This is a genomic window from Enterococcus sp. DIV2453a, from assembly GCF_050533535.1.
GTDB classification, from domain to species: Bacteria; Bacillota; Bacilli; order Lactobacillales; family Enterococcaceae; genus Enterococcus; species Enterococcus faecalis.
Genome location: NZ_CP172899.1, coordinates 1,358,523 through 1,383,866, shown reverse-complemented (window position 1 = coordinate 1,383,866; position 25,344 = coordinate 1,358,523). Strand labels below are relative to the sequence as shown.

Annotated in this window: 23 protein-coding genes and 1 pseudogene; 4 read left to right on the top strand and 20 right to left on the bottom strand. The window is 37.3% G+C overall.

All coding sequences use genetic code 11. From position 1 onward, the window contains the following. Positions 1–59: 59 nt before the first annotated feature. Both IGK03_RS06860 and IGK03_RS06855 read right to left on the bottom strand, forming a co-directional pair. Positions 60–1,838 carry an ABC transporter ATP-binding protein gene (locus IGK03_RS06860; RefSeq protein ID WP_202334826.1) on the bottom strand — a complete coding sequence of 593 codons (1,779 nt, stop codon included), beginning with the start codon at positions 1,836–1,838 and terminating at the stop codon, positions 60–62. Next, positions 1,831–3,579 (bottom strand): ABC transporter ATP-binding protein, encoded by a 1,749-nt coding sequence (locus IGK03_RS06855; RefSeq protein WP_002357553.1) that lies wholly within the window; start codon positions 3,577–3,579, stop codon positions 1,831–1,833. The genes IGK03_RS06860 and IGK03_RS06855 overlap by 8 nt, the downstream gene beginning before the upstream one ends. Positions 3,580–3,715: 136 nt before the next feature. On the opposite strand from IGK03_RS06855, the gene IGK03_RS06850 reads away from it, so the two are divergent. Beyond that, positions 3,716–4,534 carry a helix-turn-helix transcriptional regulator gene (locus IGK03_RS06850; RefSeq protein ID WP_010713398.1) on the top strand — a complete coding sequence of 273 codons (819 nt, stop codon included), beginning with the start codon at positions 3,716–3,718 and terminating at the stop codon, positions 4,532–4,534. A gap of 54 nt (positions 4,535–4,588) precedes the next feature. Here the strand turns inward: IGK03_RS06850 and IGK03_RS06845 are convergent, their stop codons facing one another. Both IGK03_RS06845 and IGK03_RS06840 read right to left on the bottom strand, forming a co-directional pair. Then, on the bottom strand, positions 4,589–5,116 hold the full coding sequence (locus IGK03_RS06845; protein WP_010707581.1) for a GNAT family N-acetyltransferase: 528 nt from the start codon (positions 5,114–5,116) through the stop codon (positions 4,589–4,591). 19 nt (positions 5,117–5,135) lie between these two features. After that, positions 5,136–5,240 (bottom strand): annotated as a pseudogene (locus IGK03_RS06840) (GNAT family N-acetyltransferase); the annotation flags it as partial. 233 nt (positions 5,241–5,473) lie between these two features. On the opposite strand from IGK03_RS06840, the gene IGK03_RS06835 reads away from it, so the two are divergent. Further along, positions 5,474–6,082: an NUDIX hydrolase N-terminal domain-containing protein gene (locus IGK03_RS06835; protein WP_010713399.1), complete on the top strand. Its 609-nt coding sequence runs from the start codon at positions 5,474–5,476 to the stop codon at positions 6,080–6,082. Positions 6,083–6,129: 47 nt separating this feature from the next. Here IGK03_RS06835 and IGK03_RS06830 read toward each other — a convergent pair whose 3' ends face one another. The 4 genes from IGK03_RS06830 to IGK03_RS06815 form a co-directional block, all read right to left on the bottom strand. Then, the gene (locus IGK03_RS06830; RefSeq protein ID WP_002357559.1) at positions 6,130–7,470 is read right to left on the bottom strand and encodes an NADH oxidase; all 1,341 of its coding nucleotides are present in this window, start codon (positions 7,468–7,470) and stop codon (positions 6,130–6,132) included. A gap of 297 nt (positions 7,471–7,767) precedes the next feature. Then, positions 7,768–8,211 carry a Fur family transcriptional regulator gene (locus IGK03_RS06825; protein ID WP_002357560.1) on the bottom strand — a complete coding sequence of 148 codons (444 nt, stop codon included), beginning with the start codon at positions 8,209–8,211 and terminating at the stop codon, positions 7,768–7,770. A 138-nt stretch (positions 8,212–8,349) separates the two neighbouring features. Next, entirely contained in the window at positions 8,350–9,282 is a 933-nt protein-coding gene (cysK, locus tag IGK03_RS06820) for a cysteine synthase A (protein ID WP_002357561.1), read from the bottom strand. A gap of 228 nt (positions 9,283–9,510) precedes the next feature. Beyond that, positions 9,511–10,371 carry a glucosaminidase domain-containing protein gene (locus tag IGK03_RS06815; protein ID WP_002357562.1) on the bottom strand — a complete coding sequence of 287 codons (861 nt, stop codon included), beginning with the start codon at positions 10,369–10,371 and terminating at the stop codon, positions 9,511–9,513. 354 nt (positions 10,372–10,725) lie between these two features. On the opposite strand from IGK03_RS06815, the gene IGK03_RS06810 reads away from it, so the two are divergent. Further along, positions 10,726–11,916: an MFS transporter gene (locus IGK03_RS06810; RefSeq protein ID WP_002357563.1), complete on the top strand. Its 1,191-nt coding sequence runs from the start codon at positions 10,726–10,728 to the stop codon at positions 11,914–11,916. A gap of 50 nt (positions 11,917–11,966) precedes the next feature. Here IGK03_RS06810 and tkt read toward each other — a convergent pair whose 3' ends face one another. Further along, positions 11,967–13,961, bottom strand: coding sequence for a transketolase (gene tkt, locus IGK03_RS06805; protein WP_025193365.1), 1,995 nt, complete (start codon positions 13,959–13,961; stop codon positions 11,967–11,969). A 71-nt stretch (positions 13,962–14,032) separates the two neighbouring features. Next, complete coding sequence (locus tag IGK03_RS06800; RefSeq protein ID WP_002384502.1) at positions 14,033–14,275, bottom strand: DUF896 family protein; 243 nt, start codon at positions 14,273–14,275, stop codon at positions 14,033–14,035. 150 nt (positions 14,276–14,425) lie between these two features. Between IGK03_RS06800 and lexA the strand changes: the two genes are divergently transcribed. Next, positions 14,426–15,046 (top strand): transcriptional repressor LexA, encoded by a 621-nt coding sequence (lexA, locus tag IGK03_RS06795; RefSeq protein WP_002357566.1) that lies wholly within the window; start codon positions 14,426–14,428, stop codon positions 15,044–15,046. Positions 15,047–15,059: 13 nt separating this feature from the next. Here the strand turns inward: lexA and queG are convergent, their stop codons facing one another. From queG to IGK03_RS06745, 10 genes are all read right to left on the bottom strand, one after another. After that, the gene (queG, locus tag IGK03_RS06790; protein WP_010713401.1) at positions 15,060–16,229 is read right to left on the bottom strand and encodes a tRNA epoxyqueuosine(34) reductase QueG; all 1,170 of its coding nucleotides are present in this window, start codon (positions 16,227–16,229) and stop codon (positions 15,060–15,062) included. A gap of 23 nt (positions 16,230–16,252) precedes the next feature. Next, positions 16,253–16,747, bottom strand: coding sequence for a trimethoprim-sensitive dihydrofolate reductase (dfr, locus tag IGK03_RS06785; protein ID WP_002360302.1), 495 nt, complete (start codon positions 16,745–16,747; stop codon positions 16,253–16,255). 17 nt (positions 16,748–16,764) lie between these two features. Then, on the bottom strand, positions 16,765–17,712 hold the full coding sequence (locus IGK03_RS06780) for a thymidylate synthase (RefSeq protein WP_002357569.1): 948 nt from the start codon (positions 17,710–17,712) through the stop codon (positions 16,765–16,767). A 17-nt stretch (positions 17,713–17,729) separates the two neighbouring features. After that, a complete protein-coding gene (locus IGK03_RS06775) occupies positions 17,730–19,619 on the bottom strand; it encodes an ABC-F family ATP-binding cassette domain-containing protein (protein ID WP_002365663.1) in 1,890 nt (629 codons plus the stop codon). Between the two features lie 110 nt (positions 19,620–19,729). Next, positions 19,730–21,784: a cation:proton antiporter gene (locus IGK03_RS06770; RefSeq protein ID WP_002360309.1), complete on the bottom strand. Its 2,055-nt coding sequence runs from the start codon at positions 21,782–21,784 to the stop codon at positions 19,730–19,732. Between the two features lie 35 nt (positions 21,785–21,819). After that, the gene (locus IGK03_RS06765; RefSeq protein ID WP_002357572.1) at positions 21,820–22,152 is read right to left on the bottom strand and encodes an ACP phosphodiesterase; all 333 of its coding nucleotides are present in this window, start codon (positions 22,150–22,152) and stop codon (positions 21,820–21,822) included. 77 nt (positions 22,153–22,229) lie between these two features. Continuing rightward, positions 22,230–22,706: a hypothetical protein gene (locus IGK03_RS06760; protein ID WP_002357573.1), complete on the bottom strand. Its 477-nt coding sequence runs from the start codon at positions 22,704–22,706 to the stop codon at positions 22,230–22,232. 11 nt (positions 22,707–22,717) lie between these two features. Beyond that, complete coding sequence (locus tag IGK03_RS06755; protein ID WP_002357574.1) at positions 22,718–22,912, bottom strand: hypothetical protein; 195 nt, start codon at positions 22,910–22,912, stop codon at positions 22,718–22,720. 193 nt (positions 22,913–23,105) lie between these two features. Next, a complete protein-coding gene (locus IGK03_RS06750) occupies positions 23,106–23,954 on the bottom strand; it encodes a DegV family protein (RefSeq protein WP_002382324.1) in 849 nt (282 codons plus the stop codon). Positions 23,955–24,029: 75 nt separating this feature from the next. Next, positions 24,030–25,202 (bottom strand): LCP family protein, encoded by a 1,173-nt coding sequence (locus tag IGK03_RS06745; RefSeq protein WP_002365661.1) that lies wholly within the window; start codon positions 25,200–25,202, stop codon positions 24,030–24,032. Positions 25,203–25,344 lie beyond the last annotated feature (142 nt).

Sequence of the window (25,344 nt, the reverse complement as noted above, 5' to 3'; positions counted from 1 at the left end):
AGGTTACGATACAGAAAAACAGAGAAAGATTCAACTAAGAATTTTCTCTGTTTTATCATCTAGCTCTTTAATAAGTCGTATTGCGATTGATATAAATGATGATATAACGCATGTTTTGCCATTAGTTGATCATGAGATCCTTCTTCCACAATACGACCACCATCAATATAGAAAATTTTATCGCTATTTTTGATGGTAGAAAGTCGATGAGCAATAATAAACGATGTCCGTCCTTTCAGAAGTTGTTGTAGTCCTTCTTGTAACAATTCTTCTGTTTTTGTATCAATACTGGAGGTTGCTTCGTCTAAAATTAAAATTTTGGGATCTGCCAGTAAAGCACGAGCAAATGAAATTAATTGGCGTTGTCCTGCCGAGAGTGTACTACCCCGCTCTTCCACAACTGTTTCATAGCCATCTTTTAAATCCTTGATAAAGTCGTGCGCACGAACAATTTTTGCGGCTTGGATAACTTCTTCCTCTGTGGCTGCTAAATTTCCGTACCGAATGTTTTCAATAATTGTTCCTGAAAAAATAAACGTATCTTGAAGCATTACCCCCATTTGTTTCCTTAACGAACGGAGTGTCACATCGCGAACATCATAACCATCAATTTTAACGGCCCCTTCATTCACATCATAAAAACGACTTAACAAATTGATGATTGTTGTTTTACCCGCACCTGTTGGCCCAACCAAGGCGATTGTTTGTCCTGGCTCAATATGAAAACTAACATCGGTCAAAATATTTTTTCCTTCTTCATAACGGAAATAAACATGCTGAAAGTCGACGGTTCCTTTAATTGGCGGCAACGCAATAGCATGCGGCGCATCTTGAATTTCTGGAACAACATCCATCGTTTCAAAAATCCTTTCCAAATAAGCAGTTGCAGTAATCAGAGAATTGTAGAAGTTACCAATATTGATGACCGGATTCCAAAAGTTATTGATATAACCGATAAAAGCAATTAGCGTCCCAGTAGTAACGGACATACCTAATTGACGGATTCCTACGAAATAGATAAAACAAGTCGTAATGACGGATATATTTTGCACTGCTGGCCATAATAAATACTGGACACGCACAGCTTTCATAAAGGATTGACGATATTCTTCGCTTACCTCGTTAAAAATTTGGAAATTTTCATCTTCTCGTGCAAAAGATTGTGTAATTTTAATTCCTGAAATACTTTCATGAATATAGGCATTTAAGTTTGATTGTTTATTGCTAAGCTCTTGGTAAGCTTTCCGTTGTTTCCCTTGAATAAACAGAACCATCACGAACAACACAGGCAATAGCAGTAAACTGTATAAGGTTAATTTCACATCAATAAATAACATGAAAATTAAGGTGATAATCACATTAAATAAATCAGAAATTAAATTGATCAATCCGTTACTTAATAAATCACTTAACGTATTGATGTAATTGACCACCCGAATTAAGATTTTTCCATGCGGCCGACTGTCAAAGTAAGAAAATGGTAATTTTTGTAGATGCTCAAAAATTGAAAAACGCATATCTTTTAAAATATCTTGTCCAATTTCTGTGATGGCATATATTCGATAACGCATACACCAACCAATAATCACCAAGGAAAATAGGAAAATAGCCCCTAGTATCAAGAGTAACGAGAGATTCTTTTGTGGAATTACTTGGTCAATCGCAATTTTAGTAAAGTAAGGGCCTAACATACTTGCCAGATTAGCTAATATGATGACAAATAATGTTTTAAAAACAGCTTTTTTGTAAGGCTTAATATAGGCGCCTAATCGTTTATAATGAGACCAATTAAATTCTTTTTCTAAAGTCTCATCCACATCAAACGTATTTCTAGCCACGCGACTCACCTTCCTTTGTCAGACCTAATTGTTTTTGATATACGTCAAAATATTTGCCTTTTTGTTCGACTAATTCGCTATGCGTACCGCTTTCCACCACACGGCCTTTTTCCATCATCAAAATTAAATTGGCCTCTCTCACAGAAGAAATTCGGTGGGCAATAATAAATGTCGTTTTCTTTTCCGTCAAACGACCTAGTTCTTTTTGAATTTTTGATTCTGTTTCCATATCAACAGCGGAAGTTGTGTCATCTAAAATTAAAATAGCTGGATCTTTGGTTAAGGCACGGGCCAGTGAAATCCGCTGTTTTTGGCCACCAGATAGGCCAACGCCGCGTTCACCAACAATTGTTGCATAACCTTCAGGCATTCTGGAAATAAAGCTATGGGCATCAGCAATTTCAGCCATCATTTGCACTTGTTCCAAGTTAGCCAATGTGTTACCAAAAGCAATGTTATCTTCTATCGTATTGGAAAAAAGAAAGACATCTTGCATAACCATGGAGATATTTTCTCGCAATTTACGAACAGAATAGCTTTTAGCATCTTTTCCATCAATATAAACAGTGCCTTTTGTTGGATCATAGAACCGAGCGATTAAGTTAACTAAAGTGGTTTTTCCTGAACCAGTTTCCCCTAAAATACCAATTGTTTCACCAGGTTTTGCTGAAAATGAAACATCCGATAAAATGGGGGTTTCTGGATCATCTGAAAAATGAAAGGACACGTGATCAAACGTCACATAGCCTTGGATTGGTTCTGCTTCTTTTTCCCGAGCAATGGGAATCTTCGGTTTCGTTGCTAATAACTGACGAATTTTAATGGACGATGCCGTAAAGCGTTGCACATCATTGATCAACCAGCCACTCATTCGCATCGGCATGTTCAACATCCAAAGAAAGCCGTTAAAGGCCACTAAATCACCAATTGTCATCCGACCTTGAATTACAAAGAGGCCACCAAGAACTAAGGCGATAACATTTAAACTACCTGCAAAACCGTCTAACCACGGTAAATATTTTTTAGAGACATCTGCGGAAGCCATATTCCATTTTTTATAGTCTTCATTGTGCTTGTTAAACTTTTCAATTTCATAAGGTTCTTGAGAAAAAGCTTTAACCACCCGATTTCCACCAATATTTTCTTCGACCATTGAATTTAACCGAGAAAAACTTTCCCGAATCTCAAAAAATACCGGATGCGATTCCTTCGACATTTTTTGTGTTAACAGAAAAATCAAAGGCGTAATTAAAATTAATGCCAGCATCAATTGCCAATTAATCGTCCCCATCACAATCACGGCTGCGATGAACCATAAAATACATTCTAAAAGGTTATAAGTGACCCAAGAAACGAAATGGCGGATAGCGTCTGTATCCCCTGTCATTCGCGCCATAATATCGCCAACACGTGTATGATTAAAGAAATCAAAATCTAATTCTTGAAGTTTGACATACATATCTTTTCTTAAGTCAAATAACGCAGATTGTCCAACCGATTCAAACAAGACTTGATAACTATAACGAACAACTGTCCGAATAACGGTCACCCCAATCATAATCCCAAGAATTGGGACAAGCTCTTCAGTTTTCCCCTGATTGATTACTTGGTCTACAATTCTGCCAGATAACAATGGAATAATAACAATTAAAATAGCGTTAATAACGACAAAAATAACAGCTAGCAGTAACTTATTCTTATTTTTTTTAGCATATTGCCAAATCCATTCAAAACTATTCATTTTCTCCCCTACTCTCTCTTGTTTTTATGGACGTGTATAAGATTACTGTTTTTTTATAGGAAAAGAAATGGGCATTCTTGTATATTTTGATGTACAATATAGTATAGAAAGCGGATACAAGTAGGAGTGATTTTTTATGAACTACACAAATAGTCGAACGTTTAATCCTGAAATTTTATATGCCTTCGATCCTTGGAACGAAGAGACCCACCCTTATAATTGTCATCATCATGAATTTCTGGAAATATCTATTCTTTTAGAAGGTGAATCTGAATATATTGTTCAAGGGCAACAGTACCATGCCACTGCTGGTACGGTGTTTCTTTTTAATCCGCGAACGGAACATGGTGAGCAACAAAAAGCAGGAACTTACTCACATCAACTACACATTGGCATTTCAAATCTCTATTTAGAAGGCTTAGCGCAAAACGTATTTCCAAATAAATCAGCTTTATTAGATTTAAGTCATTTACATGGTGCTTTTTTAGAAAAAGCTTGGCAAATTGTTCATGAATTAAACCATCAAGAAGTTGAATCAGCGTTACAAATTAAAGCTTTAGTTATTGAACTATTGGTCTATATTTTAAGAAGTTTAGCAGTTGATCAAGAAAATAAAATTGAAACTCGGCTATCGAAAACGGAAAAAAGAAAACGAAATTTAGTCAATCATACGATTTATTATCTGGAAACGCACCATGACGAAGAAATTACTTTGGAACAGTTAGCTGAAATGCTATATGTGACCCCGACTTATTTGTCGAAAACCTTTAAAGCGGCCACAGGCGTTGGGCCAATCAATTATTTAATTCAAATCCGCTTAAACCATGCGAAAGAATTGCTGAAAAATGATTCCTTAAGTGTCAAAGAAGTAGCAAAAACGGTTGGTTACGAAGATGCCTATCATTTTAGTAAATTATTCAAAAAATATTATGGAAAATCTCCTTCACAATTTTAAGATAAAAAAACAAGGAATCGTCGGCTTCACTGCGTCCGTTTCCTTGTTTTTGCTTTACGTTGACTCTTTTAACTGTTTCGTCATTGTATAATCGGTATGGCGTTCATTTCCCATATAAAAATCATGTTCATCTGTTTTGACGAAGCCCAATGATTGATAAAATTTTTGCGCTGGATGATTATGTTCCCAAACACCTAACCAAACCGTCTCTTTTTTTGCTTCTTCCGCTAATTCAATTGCTTTCGTAATCAAATGTTTGCCTAAGCCTAAACGCTTAAAAGATTTACGAATATAAATGCGCTCAACTTGTAACGCTTGTGGATGTTGATAGGTAATCTGAGCATCACCGTGATTTAATTTCACATAACCTGCAAGTTCATTATTATAAAAAGCAAAGAAATATTGCGAATCTTTATGTAAGATTTCGCTTTCTAAAACTGCTGGACTAAATTTCCTCTCATAATGTGCCTGTAAATCCTCTTCGTTTTCGCCATCTCCATAAGTATCTGCAAAAGTCTCTTGGCAAATGGCCTCTAATTCTGGTACGTCTGCGACGGTACACTCTCTAATAAATACTGACATACTAAAACTCCTTTGTAGATTAAATCAACTGTTTAATTAAAATTAAACAAGGATTCCAAGCGTCCCATAATGTCGGAAAAACCTCAAGGCGCTTAAAACCCAATGATTCGTAAAAACGAATAGTATGATATTAACCTGTCTAGCGAATGACGTCAATCTTTTTGCTTTGTTTACATAACAAAATTATTGTATACCCAATCTTTTTTATTAAATAATAGCATAGGTAGTTTAAAAATGTAAGTTAGTCATTTATTCTTTATTATTTCCTTAAACCGACTCCTTTTCTCGCTAAATCTGCCCTTCCTTTGTTTTTTTCTGTTAAACTAAACGTATTAAGTCTATGAGGAGCGTGCGTATATGGATTATCTAAACATCTACAAGCGGTTGCTAGCATTGGCAGATGCAGGTCTTTTTTACGGGAAAGATGCTTTTGATCAAGAACGTTACCAAGAACTACGGGAACTTACGTTACAACTTATTAGCGCAACCGGACACGAAGCGACTGTCTTGCCCGACTTAGAAAAAATCTTAACTAAAGAGGAAGGTTATCCAACACCGAAAGTAGATGTTCGCGGTTTGATAAAAAAAGAGAATCGTTTTTTATTAGTTGAAGATTTACGGACCAAAGAATGGTCATTACCTGGTGGCTATGCCGAAATTGGCTGCTCCCCTAAAGAAAATATTGAAAAAGAAGTATTGGAAGAAACTGGCTTAGTTGTTACAGCAAAAGAATTGCTTGCTGTTTATGATACAGATAAACGAAAAGACATTCCTCAACTATTTCAGTACTATAAAATGATTTTTTCTTGTGAGATTTTAGAAAATCATCCCTTTGAAAAAAACATTGAAACCTCGAATTGTGCTTATTTTTCTTTAGATAATCTCCCCCCTCTTTCTATCAAACGAACAACGAAAGAGCAATTAATGGCATTAATGAACCAAACAACTGGAGCGCTTAGTGACTAACAAAAAGGATGAAGAACTTCTGTTCTTCATCCTTTTTCTATTATTAATTACATATTTTCTAAAGCGGCTTGGGCTAATAAGTTTAAGTAGTTCCAAGGGCGATCAAAATGTGGTTGGAAGAAGAAATCAGAAATCGCTAAATCTTCGACAGTCATTTTATTTTGGACCGCTAATGATAAAGTATTGGCAGATTGTGTGATATCATATTTAGACATCAATTGACCACCAACAATGCGTTGTGTTCCTTTTTCATAGACTAATTCCATCAGAACTTTTTCAGTTGTTGGCATAAACTCTGGACGATAGTTATCTTCGAAAACAGTTGCTTCGACATCTAGTCCGTTTAATTTGGCACTTTCTTTTGTCACACCTGTTGAACCAATTTTCCAACCGAATAAATATAAGCCAGAAGTTCCCTGTGTGCCACGATAAGCCAATTTTTGTTCAGTCAAATTACGACCTACTAGCATACCTTGACGAACAGCATTCGTTGCTAATGGGATATAATTTTTTGTTTGACTTGGGTTGTAGTGAACAACTGCACTATCACCCGCAGCAAAAATATCAGGATTGCTTGTTTGCATATACTCATTGACTTCAATTGCACCATTTGGTAACATGTCAACTTTATCTTTTAATAATTCTGTATTTGGACGGAAACCAACACACATAATCACCATATCTGCTTCGAATTCTTGACTTGGTGTAATAACTTTTGCTACTTTTCCTTGCTCATCTGCTACGAATTGTTGGACATTTTCACCTAAAGCTAAATTAACGCCACGATCAACTAATTCTTTTTCTAGAACATCTGTGAATGGCTTATCTAAATATTTATTTAAAATGCGGTCTAACCCGTCAACTAAAGTAACTTGTTTACCTGATTCTACAAAAGCTTCTACTAATTCAATACCAATATAACCGCCACCAACGACAACGACACGTTTGGCATCTTTCGCTTTTTCGATGATCACGTTGGCTTGTGAATAGTTTTTACATAATAAAATATTTTCAGCATCAATTCCTGGAATTGGTGGAATAATTGGCCAAGAACCAGTTGTCATCACTAATTTATCATAAGAAACGGTCTCAGTTGCACCCGTTTGTAAGTTTTTCGCTATAACAGTTTTGTCGTCCACGTTGATTTCTTCAACATTGTGTTCCATCTTCACTGTTGCTCCTAAAGAAGCCAGTTCTTCTGGATTTGAATAAAATAAATCAGCAGCATTTTTAACTACGCCTCCAACGTACAAGGCAATTCCGCAAGATAGGAAGGAAATATTGTCATTTCTTTCATATACAGTGACTTCCGCCTCCGGGTGATTTGCTAAAATACTTTTAACTGCTGAAGTTCCAGCATGGGTACATCCTACGACTACGACTTTCATGTTGTAAATCCCTTCTTTCACAATCTTTGTTTTGCAGAGGTGACGTCTCCCTCTGTCTGTTTAAAATATATCAGAGGAATCAAGCTTATTCGAGTTCTATGCTTGTGAATCGCATATAAAAAAATTCACAAACTGTTGCTAATTCTTAATAATAGCTAGTTAATTTTTTGTTTTTAAGAATTTAAAAGTCAATAACCACACAAAAAAACAAGCGTAAGAGTGAAAACTCTTACGCTTGTGAAATTTGCCTAGACAAGTGACTTATCTTTTGATAAATTTTTAACAGTATGTAATTTTTTACACATTCTCCTGTTGTGCTTGTTGGCAATCTGGACATAATCCATATAATTCTAAACGATGTTCATTAATTTCGAAGCCTGTTAATTTACTAGCGGCCATTTCAACGTCCTCTAACCCTGGATAATGAAAATCAACGATTTTACCACATTTTTGACAAATCACGTGATAATGTTTCTTCGAACTAAAATCAAAACGACTAGATGCATCGCCATAACTCATTTCTTGAACGAAACCGATTTCAGTAAATAAACGTAGATTGTTGTAAACCGTTGCTACACTCATATTTGGAAAATGATCTTCTAGTGCGCGATAAATTTCATCAGCTGTTGGGTGTGTATGATTTTCGATTAAATATTCCAAGATAGCATAACGTTGCGGAGTAATTCGGATATTGGCTTCTTTTAATTCAGCAAGTGCATTTTTAACCAATACGTTGTCCATCTTTGTATCCCTCCCCTGTCTATCTTTCTTAAATAATACTATTTCTTATTACGATTGACAAGAATTATTGTAGGATTCTCGTGGAAAAAACGAGCATTTTACTAAACTAAGAGAAATGCTCGTTTTTTGGCGTGTTTTTTATTCTGGAAATTCGTAAAGAGCTGTCGAAAGATAACGTTCACCGTTATCTGGAACCAGCGCTAAGACACGTTTGCCTGCGCCTAATTCAACTGCCAAATCAATGGCAGCTTTAATTGCTGCCCCTGCTGAAATCCCCACAAGGATGCCTTCTTTTGGCCCCATTAAACGAGCAGTTTCTAATGCGTCTTCACTAGAAACAGCGGCAACTTTTTGATAAACGGTGGTGTCTAAAACTTCTGGGACAAAACCAGCGCCTATTCCTTGGATTTTATGTGGACCTGGTTCGCCACCTTCTAAAACAGGCGACTCTGTTGGTTCTACTGCAACAATTTCAATATCTGGAAAAATCCGTTTCAATTCATGGCCAACTCCTGTAACGGTTCCTCCAGTGCCAACACCAGAAACAAACGCATCTAAGCCACGTTTACCAAAGACATCAACAATTTCTTTTCCTGTTTTTTGTTCATGTACCATTGGATTAGCTGGATTATTAAATTGCAAAGGCATGAAGTATCCGTGTTCTTCTGCTAATGCTGTGGCTTTTGCAATTGCCCCTTTCATTCCTTCGGCACCAGGGGTTAATAATAGATCAGCCCCATATGCTTGCATTAATTTGCGGCGTTCAATACTCATAGTATCTGGCATCACAATCTTAACTGGATATCCCAACGCAGCACCTACCATTGCTAACCCAATGCCTGTATTACCACTAGTCGGCTCAATAATCGTTTGTCCAGGTTTTAGGCGACCATCTGCTTCGGCTTGTTGGATCATGCTTAAAGCAATTCGATCTTTCACACTGCCACCAGGATTAAAGAATTCTAGTTTAACAAAAACATCTGCAGCTCCTTCTGGTACCATCCGTTTTAATTTCACAACTGGGCTTTGACCAATTAACTCTGTTACTGATTTTACATAACCTTTAGTCATAATCCTACATCCTCCAATTTTACAAACAATATAATAATTCTTTCTCTAAGCATAGCTCAAAAAAACGATTTCTACCAGAAAAACGAATTTTAGTTTGTGAAAAATTAAATAAAAAAACGGATTATGCTCATCAAATAATTGCTGCTGGCCCTACCTATTTTCACGATAAAAGACCTTACAAAAACTACTGCTTTTGTAAGGTCTTTCTTCAACTAAATAATTGCAAAATTAACCGATTTGGATGGTTTGACCCACCGATAAAACAGAATCCAATGTTAATCCATTTAGTGACATTAAATTATCAACTGTCGTTCCAAAACGTGCAGCAATGTCCCACAATGTGTCGCCGTTTGCGACAGTGTAACTTTGACTAGCTACAGTTTCTGCTGTTGCTGTTGCAGAAGCCGCTGTATCGATTGTTGTATCAACGGTTCCCGTTGTATCTGAATAACTAGTGGTTTGAGCGACTGGTGCTCCCCAATCATATTGAGTTAAATTATATGCTTCAATTAACCAATTCAATTTTTCGGCATAGCCTGGATCAGTTGCATAACTTCCAGCTAAAGCGGCTGTTGCATCGCGATAACTGCTAGTATTACTCTTCCAAACGCCTGAATAATGGTATGTATCCCCAAAAGCAGTGGAACGAATAACATTGGCATGATCTTGGAACGATTCCGCATAAGAATTATAACTTCTAAATGCTGCTGTGACGGTCACCCATTGTCCGTCTAAATATTCTTTTGTTGGCATATAAACAGATTGTCCATTATAACTTCCTTTTACACCAAACAAGTTATAGTTCGGTGCAGATGCTAACCCAGAACTACCATAACTACTTTCTAGCAACGCTTGAGCAATCATGACGGAAGCATACATATCATTGCTATTGGCAACGGCTGCTGCTGAATTTCCGATTTCATTAATAAATGCTTGCTGGCTTGATTCTGCTTGGGCAGGTACCGCAGCACCAACCACAGGTGCTAAAATCATTGAAGTCCCCGCAACGGCGGTAGCACGTTTATAAGCTTTTTGCTTTTTAAGAGCTTTTTGAATATGTTTACTACTTCTTGTTAACTGTTCGCTCATTCATTTTTCCTCCTCACTGTCTCACTTTTCTATTTTACCGTTAATTTCCTATTGAAACAAGAAATAAACGTATTAAATTTTGAGTTTTAAAATTTCTGTAATGTAATTGAAATCTTGTTTGTATTTAATTAACCCTCTTCACACTTGTGAAAACAACCACTTCTTCTTTTCAATTTGATGAGATTTTTGTTATTTATCCTCTTACTTTTCTTTATTTATTGTGATAAAATTTTTAATGGACTTGTCACTTTTTGAACAAACTTTATAAGAGAAGTCTGTTTTTGTAATCAAAACAACTATTGCCGAGTAGTTGTTGTATTACAAAATGAATTACATAGAAATGTAGGTGGTTAGATGAAGAAACAACAATCGGGTTTAACAAATCAAGTGACGTTTTTATTAGCGTTAACTTGCGGGGTCGTGGTCGCCAATATGTATTATATTCAACCAATTGGCACCCAAATTGCTCAGGCCTTTCAAGTCAGTATTGGTTCTATTGGTTTTGTTACTATGCTGACCCAATTAGGCTATGCGCTAGGCTTACTTTTTCTTGTTCCATTAGGCGATGTCGTTGATCGTCGCAAATTAATCATTCGAGTAGCTGCGCTCTCCTCGCTGTCTCTAAGTGCTGCGTTTTTTGCACCAAGTTTTCTCCTGTTTGCACTCTCTTCTTTTTTTATTGGGCTGCTCTCTATTGTCGCCCAAATTATTATTCCTTATGCTGCGGTCATGGCGGGACCAGCGAACCGTGGTAAAGTAACAGGTCGAATGCTGGGCGGACTATTGACAGGAATTTTATTGTCTCGAACGATCTCGGGTTTCATTGCTAGTGCAGCTTCTTGGCGAACAGTGTACCTAATCGCCGTAATATTCGTGTTAGCATTGGTCGTTCTACTTCAATTAAAATTGCCCAAAACAGTGATACATACTCAAACTTCAAATCGATTAACTTATTTAGGTTCTTTGAAAAGTCTTCCTAAGCTAATCAAATCGCAACCTTTGTTAAGAGAAGCAACTGTCAATGGCTTTTTTATGTTTGCAACCTTTTCAATCTTTTGGTCTACATTAATTTTCTTTGTTAGTAGTCCAGCTTATTATTGGGGACCGAAAGAAGTCGGTATTTTAGCAATTTTTGGGTTATCAGGGGCTTTCGTAGCACCCATCATTGGTCGTCTATCCGATTATTATCCAGAGCGGAAGATTGTTTTGATTGGCCTGCTGATGCAGTTCGGTAGTTTTATCTTACTTTTTCTAGGTGGAACACATGTGGTCTTACTAATCTTAGCAATTATTGTTTTAGATATCGGTACTCAATTTGGGCAAGTAGCCAATCAAACACGCGTCCAAAATTTGGGAGAAGAAGCCAGCAATCGTAACAATACCGTCTTTATGTTTTTCTATTTCATCGGCGGTTCACTGGGTTCATTGATTGGTACATTAATGTGGCAAAACTATGGTTGGTCTGGTGTTACTTTAACTGGTATTGGGTTCCAATTGTTCGCATTATTTTTTCACTTTATGCTCTTTGCTCCCAAAAAGAAATGAAGCAAAAAACCTGAATGCTATCACAAGCATTCAGGTTTTTTAATGTTTATTTATAGTGATTTATAGGTATTAACCACATTTTCAGGAGTAAAGCCGAATTTTTCAAGAACTAGACCGCCAGGTGCAGAAGCGCCGAAGTGATCAATTGTGATTGTTTTGCCTTCTGTTCCTACATAGCGTTCCCAACCAAAGCTTGCTGCAGCTTCAATCGCCACACGTTTTGTCACAGCTTTAGGTAACACACTTTCTTTATATTCAGCAGATTGTTTTTCAAATAAATCAAAACTTGGCATTGACACGACAGATACATCGATGCCTTCTTCCGCTAATTTCGCTTGTGCTTCCACTGCTAGATTTACTTCAGAACCAGTCGCAATTAAAATCCCTGCTGGTTGTTCACCTTTTTGTGGTGACAATACATAAGCACCTTTTTGAACAGAATCAGAAGCGTGTTCTAACGTTCCTTCTAAAACAGGTAAGTTTTGACGACTTAGAACTAAAATAGTTGGTGTTTCCGTAGAATTCATAGCAATTTTCCAAGCAGCAACAGTTTCATTGCCGTCTGCTGGACGAATCACATGAACATTTGGAATGCAACGAACACTTGCTAATTGCTCAATTGGTTCGTGTGTTGGCCCATCTTCACCCACCGCAACAGAGTCATGCGTTAAGACGTAAGTTACAGGAACTTTTTGTAAAGCGGCTAAACGGATTGCTGGACGTAAGTAGTCAGTAAAGACGAAGAATGTTCCGCCATAAACATGGCTACCACCGTGTAATTGAATCCCGTTCATTGCTGCAGCCATTGCAAATTCGCGAACACCAAACCAAATATTACGGCCTTCGTATTGACCAGGTTCGAAATCTTTTTCTGCAGCAACCATTGTATTATTTGAGGCAGATAAATCGGCTGAACCGCCCCAGAAACTTGGAACAACTTTTGAAATAGCTTGAATCGTTTCTTTACTTGTTACACGACTTGCGGCACTTGTTCCTAGTTCATATTTAGGTAATTCTTGTTCCCAACCTTCAGGTAATCGGTTGGCAAAAGCTTCTTTAAATTGTTTGGCTAATTCTGGATGCGCATGTTCATAGTTCTTAAACATCTCATTCCAAGCCGCTTCTGCTTTTTGGCCTTCGTCAATCATCGTTTCTTTAAAACGAGCAGCGACTTCCTCTGGCACAGTAAAGTCAGGATATTCCCAACCATAAACAGCTTTAGCCGCTGTAATGCCCTCTTCACCAATTGGCGCGCCGTGAACGGAAGAAGTTCCTTCTTTTGGTGCTCCGTAACCAATGACTGTTTTAACTTCAATCAATGTTGGTTTATCTGTTTCAGCTTTAGCCGCTTCAATCGCAGCCTCTATTTCATCTAAATCATTGCCATCTTTAACTAAAATATGTTGCCATCCGTATGCTTCATAACGAGCCCCAACATTTTCAGTAAAGGCTTTAGAAGTTGGTCCATCTAATGAGATGTCATTTGAATCGTACAAGACAATTAATTTACCTAATTTCATATGACCAGCCATTGAACTTGCTTCTTGAGAAACACCTTCCATTAAATCGCCGTCACCACAAATTGCGTACGTATAATGATCCATAATAGGGAAACTATCACGATTATAAGTTGCAGCTAAATGCGCTTCAGCCATTGCCATACCAACAGCCATAGCAATCCCTTGTCCTAGAGGTCCTGTTGTTGCTTCAACACCATCTGTGTGGTGCACTTCTGGATGCCCTGGTGTTTTACTATCCCATTGACGGAAATTTTTCAAATCGTCAATTGTTACGTTGTATCCTGATAGATGTAATAAGCTGTACAACATTGCAGAGCCGTGGCCTGCTGAAAGTACAAAACGATCACGATCAACCCAGTTTCTAGAAGTTGTTGGGTTCACCTTTAAATGTTTTGTCCAAAGTGCATACGCCATTGGGGCAGCACCCATTGGTAAACCAGGATGTCCTGAGTTCGCTTTTTGTACGGCTTCAATACTTAATGTCCGGATTGTATTAACGCCCAATTGATCTGTCTTGTCAAACAAAAAAATCATCTCCTAATTTAGGTTTTTTTTACCTTTATTCATAGTGTAGCTTATTTCGACAATGAAAGCAATTACTTTCTGTTATGAAGTCCTTTTTCACGTTGAATTTGTTTTAGTTTTTCAGGAGTCACATCGGTCCCTTCTTGATCCACGACCTTCATTCCTTCGATATGGTGACGCATCCCTCCACGAAATGCTTCTAAATACTCTTTACGTAATTCTTGTTGTTCGACTTTTTCTTTCGCACTAAGTTCTTCCACTTTTGCTTTATTCGCTAATTCATTTATACGGGCAATTTTTTCTTTCGATAACATCAAAATCCCTCCTTACTCTCACTGTCTATATTATAAGAACTGCCTTAAAAAAACAACTATATTCTGATATTTATAAAACACGAACGCTTGTTTGATTTCGTTCGCATTTTATGGTACACTAATTTTATCAATTGAAAGAAGGTGCGGGTTTTGGCGAAACGTACAGAAACAAGACAATTAGAAGTACTTAAATATATATACGAACAAGTCGAATTAAAGGGTTATCCGCCAACCGTTCGCGAAATTGGGAAGGCTGTTGATTTATCCTCAACTTCTACCGTTCACGGACATTTAGCTCGTCTTGAAAAAAAGGGTCTAATCTTACGTGACCCAACAAAACCGCGAGCAATCGAATTAACACCAGAAGGCTTGGAAAAGATCGGAATTCAACCGACAACTATTCCGATGTTAGGTGTCGTAACTGCTGGTGAACCAATTTTAGCGGTGGAAGAAGCATCAGATTTCTTCCCGTTACCTCCTGATTTACGTACAGAAGAAAATGCTTTATTTATGTTGACGATTCGAGGAGAAAGTATGATTAACGCAGGTATTCTAGATGGCGACCAAGTGATTGTTCGTAAGCAATCGAATGCCAATAATGGCGACATCGTAATCGCAATGACCGATGAAGATGAAGCAACCTGTAAACGATTCTTCCGAGAAGTAGATCATATCCGCTTGCAGCCTGAAAATGATGCATTAGCGCCTATTCTTTTAGATAACGTTACAATTTTAGGTAAAGTTGTTGGTTTATATCGCAATCATATTTAATAAAAAAAGGAAGTCACTCCGTTGAGCGGCTTCCTTTTTTGCTTGTTAACAAGTGAATAGCCTTTTGGGCTTCCTCGATAACCTCTTCTTCAGTTTCTACAGAAAGTAGATAATTTAAAGCTTCTAAACTTTGCTCGGGTTCTCTTTTTGCGAGCTGACCTAACGACCAAGCAGCTGTTCCGCGAATGACAGGACGCTGATCATTTAAACAGAGAATAATTTGTGGGATAGCTTCACGGCCGCCCAAATTCGCTAACGCAATTAAAGCATTCCGTTGCAATGGTTTTTTACCACGCCAAGAGCCTGCTAAGTGTCCGAATTGCTGTTTAAATTCTTTATTGGAAATAGTTAATAACGGTGCCAATTGGGGATAAACTTCTTCAATCTTTGGTTCCATCTCTTCATGAAAATGAAAATCTTTTCCTTTATTATAAGGGCAAACCAGCTGACAAATGTCGCAACCATAAATGACGTTACGCATTTTTTTCCGATACTCTTCAGGCATCATGCCTTTTGTTTGCGTTTGATAAGACAAACATTTTTGAGCATTCATTCGACCGTCCCCTAACAAAGCCCCTGTAGGACACCCTGTGATACAACGAGTACAATCACCGCAACCATTTGGAACAGGTTCATCTGGTTCAAATTGAATGTTGGTGGTCACCTCACCTAAATATACAAAGGAACCAAATTCTTCGGTAATCAGTAGACCATTTTTACCAATGAATCCTAAACCCGCCCGCTGAGCAACAGCGGTGTCAACATATTCGCCAGTATCTACTTGTGGCCGAAAGCGCCAGTGTTCTTTTTCTGCTTCAGTGGCAGCTTGCTCTTCAATAAAAGCAATTAATTTTTGCAACCGATCCTGCAAAATGTGATGATAATCAATTCCCCAAGAGGCTCGCGCAAATTGTCCACGCTTTTCATCTCTAGGCATTTTTTCCTGAGCTTTGGTGGGATAAGCTAAAGCAATGGAGATAATACTTTTAGGATGCTCAAACGTTTTTTCTGGGTAAATTCGTTCTTCCACATTTTGATGTTCAAATCCCGAGTTATATCCTCGCTCTCGTTGTTCATGCAGAGAATCTTCTAATTCAATAAATGGTTCAGCATGAGTAAAGCCGATTTTATCGATGCCTAAACGTTGACTCTCTTGAATAATTTTTTCTTTCAATGTCGGCATTGCTCATGCCTCCCTTCATTTTATTATTTATCGTTTCGATGATACGTTTCATAGTCATGTGCATAGAGATTTTTCTCGTCCACGACGCCGGGAACAGTGGCAACTTTTTCCCAAACAGACCAGTCAATTTCTGGAAAGAAGGTATCGCCTTCAAATGTTTCATGAATCATCGTCCGATATAAGACATCGCATGCGGGAATCAGTTCTTTAAAAACGACAGAACCTCCACCAATAACGGTCACGCCTTCATACTTGTCAGCATACGCAAGAATTTCCTCTACGGAATGCATAACCAAAACGCCTTCAGCTTGGTAATCCGGATTACTGGTAAGAACAATCGTTGTTCGATTTGGTAACGGACGACATCCCATGCCTTCGAAAGTTGCACGTCCTAAGACCAATGTATTATGAATTGTTTTTTCCTTGAAAAATTTCAAGTCGTTGGGTAAATGCCAAGGCAATTTGCCTTCTTTACCAATCACTCCTTGTTCATCTTGGGCCCAAATAGCTGCTAACATAGCTTCTCTCTCCTTTTTTATACGGCAATCGGCGCTTTAATCGTTGGATGTGGGTCATAGCCTTCTACTTTAATATCTTCCATATCAAAATCAAAAACAGAAGCCTTGTCTGGATTCAAAACGAGCGTTGGAAAAGAACGAACTTCTCGTGATAATTGTTCTTGCATTTGCTCCACATGATTTTGATATAAGTGGGCATCTCCTAGCGTGTGTACAAACTCCCCCACTTCTAAACCTGTTTCATGTGCAATCAGATGTGTCAATAAAGCATAGCTTGCAATGTTAAAAGGAACACCTAAAAAAACATCGGCACTGCGCTGATAAAGTTGACAGCTTAATTTTCCTTCATTTACATAAAATTGAAACATAGTGTGACAAGGCGGCAACGCCATTGAAGGCACATCTTCTGGATTCCAAGCGGAAACAATTAAACGGCGAGAATCAGGATTGGTTTTAATCATTTCAATCACATTAGCTAATTGATCGATAAAGCTACCATCTTTGGTTTCCCAGTGACGCCATTGCGCACCATAAATATTCCCTAATTCACCATATTTTTCTGCAAACTCTGCATCATTTAAAATGGCATCACAGAATTTTTGATGTTCTTCTTTGTATTGTTCTGCAAACGCTGGATCTTGTAAGACACGATGCCCAAAATCCGTCATGTCTGGTCCTTGATAATCTGCGCTTTTTACGTAACGTTCGAACGCCCATTCATCCCAAATATGATTATTTCGCTCTAACAAATAGCGAATATTCGTGTCGCCTTTTAAAAACCACAATAACTCACTTTTAATCAAGCCAAACGGTACTCGTTTGGTTGTTAGTAAGGGAAATCCTTTGGCCAAATCAAAACGCATTTGATAGCCAAATAAACTATACGTCCCAGTTCCTGTACGGTCTTCTTTAAAATGACCTTCTTCTAAAATCTTTTTTCCTAGCGCTAAGTATGCTTCTTCCATCTTATTCCCTCCGTCTCTTAATCCGCGTATTCACTCAAGTATTCCCAACGATTCATTTTTTCTTCTAACAATTGTTCCGTTGCTGTTACTGCTTCTTGCAATTCTTGTAAACGAACAAAATCATCACCCTGATGATTCATTTCTTCAGTTAATGTTTCTAATTTCGTTTCTAATTGTGTGATATCTTCTTCAATTGTTGCCCACTCTTTTTGTTCCATATAAGTCAGCTTTGTTTTTTCTTTCTTTTCTGTCGATGCTTCTTTTACTGGTTTATTGAGTGGTTTTTCTTTGACCTTTTCTTGTTCTTTTTGGTTCGCCAAATATTCACTCATCGTGCCATAAAATGATAGGATCTGACCATTTCCTTGAAAAACTAACAATTTGTCCATTGTTTTATCCAAGAAATAACGGTCATGAGAAACCGCAATTACCGCTCCTTTGAACGTTTGAATATAATCTTCTAAAATGGTCAACGTATCAATGTCTAAATCGTTGGTTGGCTCATCCAATAATAACACGTTAGGCTGACTAATTAATAATTTTAAGAGATATAACCGGCGTTTTTCTCCACCAGACAGTTTGCCAATCAGTGTACCATGCATAAAACGAGGAAATAAAAAGCGCTCTAACATTTCAGCGACCCCAACGCTGCTTCCATCACTGCGTTTCACTTCTTCTGCTGCTTCTTGCAAATAAGCAATCATCCGTTGATTAGGATCCATTTCTTCGTTTTGCTGGGTATAATAGCCAATTCGGACGGTTTCACCGATACTATATAGACCACTCTCTAAAGGAATGCGGCCAGCTAAAATATTTAATAATGTGGATTTGCCTGCACCGTTTTTACCAGTAATGCCAATTCGATCGTTTGCTTGAATGAGTAAATTAAAGTCTTTCAAAAGCTGTTTATGATCAATGGCATAATTTCCTTCCTTGATTTCCAGAACTTTTTTCCCTAAACGCTGCGTGGCAAAGTCTGCTTCTAAGGTGCCATTGGTTTGTACCTGATGCAAGTTTTCTTTTAAATCCTGAAACCGATCAATTCTTGCTTGCTGTTTCGTTCCTCGTGCTTGAACGCCTGCTCGCATCCACGCTAGTTCTTGTTTGAAGAGGCGTTTTCTTTTTTCTTCTTGTTCTACAGCGACACGTTCACGTTCGGCTTTTTCCATCACATACGTTTCATAGTTTCCTTTGTATTCATACAGTTTTCCAAAAGAAAGTTCGAAAATCCGATTGGTTACTCGATCTAAAAAGTAACGGTCATGGGTCACCATTAAAACCGCACCACGATAGTTATTTAAAAAGTTTTCCAGCCATTCAATCGTTTCATAATCCAGATGGTTCGTTGGTTCATCCAATAACAGTAAATCAGGCGCTTCAATTAAGACTTGCGCCAAGCTTACTCGTTTTAACTGCCCACCAGAAAGCTCACCTATTTTCTTTTCCAATGTGGGAATGCCTAATTTTTGTAAAATAATTTTTGCATTGGTATCTGCTGTCCAAGCATCTTGTTTATTCATGGCTTCTTCTGCTTGCGTATAACGTCTTTGAACCCCTTCGTCTAAACCATTCTCACTTAAAGCAGCTAACGCTAATTCATAATTTTTGACCGCTTTTATGATTGGGCTGTCTCCCTGAAACACGGCTTCTGCAATCGTAATATTCTCGTCAAATGTTTGATTCTGGGAAAGGTACCCAATTTGATAATCACTTGGCTGCTGAATCGCAGCAAGATCACCATCACCGCTATCTACGCCAGCAATAATATTTAATAAACTGGTTTTCCCTGTGCCGTTAATCCCAATTAAACCAATGCGATCTTTTTCATGAATCAAAAAAGAAAGATGATCAAATAGTGTTTTTTCCCCATATGTTTTGGTTAAATCTGTTACTTTTAATTCTTTCACCGACACTACCAACTCCTTCTATTTTGGTCTTGCTTATTGTATCAAAAATTGGATTATAAAAAAAGTGCATGAGATAAAAATCGTCTTGGTTTCATCTCATACACTATTACTTATTCTTTATTAAAATTTTTAACAAATCGTTTCAGCGGAACGTTATTCACTTCGCCGCTAATCGAATAACTCTCTAATAAATTGACATTTTTTCGTAACTCGTTCGCTTCGATAATTGAAATGCGTTCAGATTGTTCGTAATGATCAATCATCCGTCGTTCTTCTTGGAAGCCTAATAATAGGTCTTTGACATAGTCTGTCTCCGTATGAACAATATACGAATCAATAAATTCGCCTTTTTCAAACTTATGGGCTAAATCCAAGCGTCCGTCAATGAAGAAATCAATTAAATCATCATCATAGACACCGCGCAAATTATCTAAACTCTTCAGAATAACTTGAGAATTTCTTAGAAAAACTTGGCGAATATTTTCTAGTTCTTCATTTCGTAATTCTTTTTCTTCTTCAGAAGCTTCACCACGATTGAAAAATAACTTAGGATGTAAAAGAATCGAAATGATTTGTCGAGCAAATAATAACCAAAAGCCTACAATCGATAATAATTGTTTGGCAATCGACCGTTGCATCCGTGTAATCAAGCGTTGATACATACGATAACTTCTGACACTAATTTCTCCTTGTTTCAGACTTTCTTCTAAGCCGTCTCGTTCAATGGACACAATTAACGTCCGCAACTCTTGCACTTCTTGTTTTCGTTCCGCACTTAGCTGCTCGGTATACAATTCTTTTAAACGATCTTGATAATTTTCAATGACCGCATTCATTTCACCACGAGGATTCTCTTCATTTTGCTGTTTTAAGACATCAATGACATCACGTAATAAATCAATTTCGACTGACTCTTCATTTTCCACTTCCGTCTCTGAATCAGTTAAAAATGGTAAAACTAGAATCCCGCCAATCAGAGTCACCAAAATAACACAAGCCGTAATAAATAGTAATAACGGTCGTTCTTTAAAATGCTCGCCGTTAATCGCTGTTGGCAAAATAAAGATGGTGGCTAAACTCACTGTTCCTTTAACACCGCCAAAAGTTAAAATCAGCATTTCATTCATTGCGTTTTTAACTTTCTTAAGTCCATGTTGAAGCGTGTAAACACTGAAAATGGCTAAGAAACGAATCAAAAAGACAACGGCGCTAATAATTAGAACAACCATTAGTAGGAACCAGTTTGAATATTGTTGGTCAATCCAAATTGGCGAAAACACTTGAGAAAGTTCAATTCCTAAGAATAAGAAAACTAAGGCATTTAAGGTGAACTCAATCATACTCCAAATACTTTCGCCAACATTTGACAGCTCTGCTTCAAAAAGCGAAACTTTTTTCAAACTAGATGCTTGCATAATTCCAGCAATCACAGCAGCAATAATTCCAGAAACGCCAATCAACTCTGAAATTAAATAAGCAATAAATGGCAAGAGTAATTCAATCAACAAGTAGCCTGTAACATCTTTTGCCACTGCAGTTTCAAGTAAATGAACAATTTGCTGTTTTAATAGAACTAACACGATTCCGACTACCGCTCCACCAATACTGGAAATAACCAAGGTCCCTGCCGCTTCCACCGGCGAAAATGACCCCGTTAATAAAGCCGCTAAAGCAAATTGAAAGGCTGTAACGCCTGATGCATCATTAATGAGTCCTTCACCAGATAAAATGTTCATCGAACGTTCAGGAATGTCAATTCGACCTGATAACGAACCTACCGCCACCGCATCCGTTGGCCCTAAAGCCGCTCCAAAAGCGAAGCAAGCAGCTAATGGTAAAGTAGGCAAAATCATATGCAGGGTCCAGCCGACTCCAACTAAGGTAATTAACACACCAAAAAAGGCCAAGAAAAGAATCATCCCGAAATTTTTCATCATTGCTTTCAGATTGATTAGCTCCCCTTCTCTAAATAAAAGCGGTGCAATAATCATTACTAAAAACACTTCAGGCTCAAATTCAATTTCCTGCCCCATTTTAGTTAAACCAATTAGAACGCCTACAATAATTTGCACAATTGGCAGCGGAATGACGGGAACAATCCGGTTGAATATGTTTGAGAAGGTAATAGACAGTGCAAAAACAATGATTAGAAAGGTAAATTCCATCCTATCATTCCCTTCTATATTAAATTTTTATTGACTTACCGATCAAAACATTTAAGTAATTTTTTCTTTTTAAGAATAATTTTCTTTTCGACTTCTTCTAACTCAGAACTGCGTTCGCAAAGTTCCAATTGAGCGCGTCGTGCTTCTAAACGAAGAAGTTCTCCTTTAATTAATTCAATTTTTTTGTAGCGTAAGAAATTTTTCTTTTGCATACGTTCTGCAAAGTGTTGTCGTTTTTCTTCAGGGATTGCTTGATATTTCTTTTTCAAGTCAGCGACACACTTTTCAAATTCTTCACTCACCGAAACAACTTCCTTCCAAAATTTAATCTGACTAATTATAACAAATTTTACCAAAAGTACAAGCAAAATTGCTTTCTTTTTTTAAAAAGAAATTCAGACAAAACTTAACGCGGGAAAAGCTGATTTCTAGGAGCTGAACATGGTTAATCTTCATTAACAATAATATCAATTTCTGCCTCTTCATTCATCCGTGTTGAAAGAAAAAGAACCATTTCTTCTAGTGGCGCAGAAAAGCGTAAAACCACCCCTCTTCTGCCTTTTTTTAAATACCCTAAACGAATACCGTTCGACTTTTGAACGAGGACAATCTTTTCGATATCTTTAAAGGCCGTGCCCCGATTGTCAAAAGGATGCGTAATAATACAGTCCTCCGCAAAACCTCTTGCATCGTAAAGAAAACTGAAGATAATCAAAATATATAACACACTTCGAATCATTTCAATTTTATCTCCTGCCGAAAATGCATTGGCCAGAATCATTAAACTAAAAAAAGCAACTAAATATTTTGTTGTAGGATGTTTTGCAGCCGGAATTACAATACTTTTACGTACGAAGTAAAAGTAACCATACATAACGACGACAAATAAAAATAGCAATAACGTAAATCCATCGATAATCACAAACGACTCCTTTATTTCTTTTTCTTTTGAATATCTGTTAATATATCATTTATTTCTTTAATTTCTTTTTTTGATTCGTTAATCTTTTTGATAACCGCCTCACGGTTTTTTCCAGGCGGTAAGTCAATTGATTCTTGGTAGTAGTTTGCTAAAGCTTGAACTTTTTTCATTTTTTCGCTTTGCAACAAGGCTATATTTCTTTTCATTTAACCGCCTCCTCTTCCTTAGTATACATTACTTTGTAAGGAATTGCTTAATTTGCAAGATATTTTCTAATAAAAAGGAGTAATTTTACATTTTCTTATAAACAAAAAGTATTCGGCTGAGTAACAGCAGCGAACGACAAAATAATAGAATAAAAGATGAGACAGAAGTAGTTTACTTTTGTCTCATCTTTTATTATTGAGCTGAAATCGCTAAACCAATTGCTTTTTCCCCTAGATGGGTCCCAATAACTGGACCAAAATGACCGATTTCAATTTCTGCATTTGGGTATAGCTTTTGTAATTTTGCTTGTTCTTTTTCAGCAACGATGCGGTTATTAGCATGAATCACATACAGTTTAACTGGTGCTTCAATCCCTGCGTTTCGTTCACCAATAATCTTTTCTGCACGAGCAAAAGCTTTCTTTGTTGAACGGATTTTTTCAAATAATACAATTTTTCCATCTTCAAAAGTCAAGATAGGTTTAATCTTCAATAGCCCAGCGATCAAGGCTGCGCCATTCGTTAAGCGACCGCCACGAACTAAGTTGTTCAGATCTTCTACAATTAGATATGCATACGTATTATCACGAATTAAATCTAATTTGGCAAAAATTTCTTCTAAGCTGGCTTTTTCTTCTGTTAAATCTAAAGCAGCTTCTACCATGTGTCCCATTGGCATACTTGTAATTTTTGAGTCATATGGATACAAAGCAACGCCTGGGATTTCATCAGTAAGTCCGTGCAATGTATGAACAAAACCAGAGATTCCTGAAGAAAGATGAATGCTGATGATGGTGTCGTACCCTTGTTCAGCGATTGATTTGTAAAGCTCTAACACTTCTCCTAAAGCAGGTTGTGAAGTCGTCGGAAATTCTTTACTATTATTTAGCAATGCATAATATTCATCTGCTTCAATGTCAATGCCTTCGTTGTATATTTTTCCATCTAAAATGACTGGGATGGGAATTACAAAAAGATTCGGATGATCTTTAATGCGCTCGGGTAAATAAGCTGTACTATCTGTCACAATAGCAATTTTCATTTTGTAACCTCGTTTCACTAATTTTCCACGTTGTTTCTAATATAGCATAAAAAAGGATATTTTAAAATGCTTTCCTTATTCGTTCAGGAATTTTTCGATGGCGTCAGCATTTTTTTGTTCATCTACTTCTAAAATACTGCCTGCATAAGAGGATTCACCAAAATTCCAAGAATCTGGTACCGGAACCGATAATGACTCAACCCCTGCTTTTCCTTTAATCAGCAATGATGGTCCGTTCGTTAACATGAAACTAACAGGCACATCTGTCGACATATAGCCGACTAATTTCCCAAGTGATTCTGGGGTTCTTAATAAAGTCATTGGGTTTTTCATTTGGCTCATTACAGCTGACATAACTTGTTGTTGGCGACGAACCCGACCAAAGTCGCCTTCTTCATCCATCCTAAAGCGAGCGTATTGAAGTAAGACATGTCCATCCATGACCTGTTGCCCTTTTTCAATATCAACACCATCTAAATTCAGTGATTTTTCTGCATCGATTTTGACACCTTTTGGAAACATAGAGTCAACAATTTTTTCAAATGATTGGAAATCTACCTTAGCATAATATTTCGTATCTAAATTAAAGTTTTGTTTTAACGTTTCACGAACCAATTCAGCACCGCCATAAGCGTATGCGGCATTAATTTTATTCGGCCCGACACCAGGAATGTCCACGAATGTATCACGCATAAATGAAATTAATTTCGGTTTTTTTGATGGTCCATTTAGTTGGAGAACCATTATTGTGTCGGCTCGTCCAGCATCTTCCCCACGTGTATCGCTGCCAAGAATTAAAATATTCTTAGCCCCATTGCTACTTTTGACACCATTAAATGTTTCTACTTTTTCTTGAGGCAACGAGTCATCATGTTCTGCTGCAGATTTTCCTTTTAAAAACATGACTGTACTATAGGCAAATAACAGAATCAATAGGATCACTAGCCATTTGAAAAAGCGTTTTGTTTTTGATTTTTTACGTTTCTTTTTTGGTTTCTTGTCTTTTTTTCCGCGGGGTGGTTGGTCAGAACCGTTGCCACCACCTGAATCTGTTTGATGTCGCCTCTCACTTCTGCGACTGTCCTCAGTATAGCTGTCTTCGTAAACTGGCTCTTGAAGGCTTTCAGCTAGTTCTTCTGGTTCTTCTTCTCTATGTTCACCCATTGATTTTCGGGGATTAAAGGTCTTTTTATGCTCTGCTGGTCTCGATTTTTCATGAATATGTTTATAACGATCTACACGACTCATCGTGTCACTCCTTTACCTCTGTGTTTTATCACCTTTCTTAGGATACCTCATTTCGCAGGAAATTCCTATTACAAATATGTAATTTAATAAAAAATGAAACTCACTTTATCTAATAAGTAAGCTTCATTTTCATTTTTAACTC

Coding starts and splice junctions, on each gene's coding strand:
- IGK03_RS06855 (WP_002357553.1), bottom strand. CDS start 3,579: ATGAATAGTTTTGAATGGATTTGGCAATATGCTAAAAAAAATAAGAAT.
- IGK03_RS06850 (WP_010713398.1), top strand. CDS start 3,716: ATGAACTACACAAATAGTCGAACGTTTAATCCTGAAATTTTATATGCC.
- IGK03_RS06845 (WP_010707581.1), bottom strand. CDS start 5,116: ATGTCAGTATTTATTAGAGAGTGTACCGTCGCAGACGTACCAGAATTA.
- IGK03_RS06835 (WP_010713399.1), top strand. CDS start 5,474: ATGGATTATCTAAACATCTACAAGCGGTTGCTAGCATTGGCAGATGCA.
- IGK03_RS06830 (WP_002357559.1), bottom strand. CDS start 7,470: ATGAAAGTCGTAGTCGTAGGATGTACCCATGCTGGAACTTCAGCAGTT.
- IGK03_RS06825 (WP_002357560.1), bottom strand. CDS start 8,211: ATGGACAACGTATTGGTTAAAAATGCACTTGCTGAATTAAAAGAAGCC.
- cysK (WP_002357561.1), bottom strand. CDS start 9,282: ATGACTAAAGGTTATGTAAAATCAGTAACAGAGTTAATTGGTCAAAGC.
- IGK03_RS06815 (WP_002357562.1), bottom strand. CDS start 10,371: ATGAGCGAACAGTTAACAAGAAGTAGTAAACATATTCAAAAAGCTCTT.
- IGK03_RS06810 (WP_002357563.1), top strand. CDS start 10,726: ATGAAGAAACAACAATCGGGTTTAACAAATCAAGTGACGTTTTTATTA.
- IGK03_RS06800 (WP_002384502.1), bottom strand. CDS start 14,275: ATGTTATCGAAAGAAAAAATTGCCCGTATAAATGAATTAGCGAATAAA.
- queG (WP_010713401.1), bottom strand. CDS start 16,229: ATGCCGACATTGAAAGAAAAAATTATTCAAGAGAGTCAACGTTTAGGC.
- dfr (WP_002360302.1), bottom strand. CDS start 16,747: ATGTTAGCAGCTATTTGGGCCCAAGATGAACAAGGAGTGATTGGTAAA.
- IGK03_RS06780 (WP_002357569.1), bottom strand. CDS start 17,712: ATGGAAGAAGCATACTTAGCGCTAGGAAAAAAGATTTTAGAAGAAGGT.
- IGK03_RS06770 (WP_002360309.1), bottom strand. CDS start 21,784: ATGGAATTTACCTTTCTAATCATTGTTTTTGCACTGTCTATTACCTTC.
- IGK03_RS06755 (WP_002357574.1), bottom strand. CDS start 22,912: ATGAAAAGAAATATAGCCTTGTTGCAAAGCGAAAAAATGAAAAAAGTT.
- IGK03_RS06750 (WP_002382324.1), bottom strand. CDS start 23,954: ATGAAAATTGCTATTGTGACAGATAGTACAGCTTATTTACCCGAGCGC.
- IGK03_RS06745 (WP_002365661.1), bottom strand. CDS start 25,202: ATGAGTCGTGTAGATCGTTATAAACATATTCATGAAAAATCGAGACCA.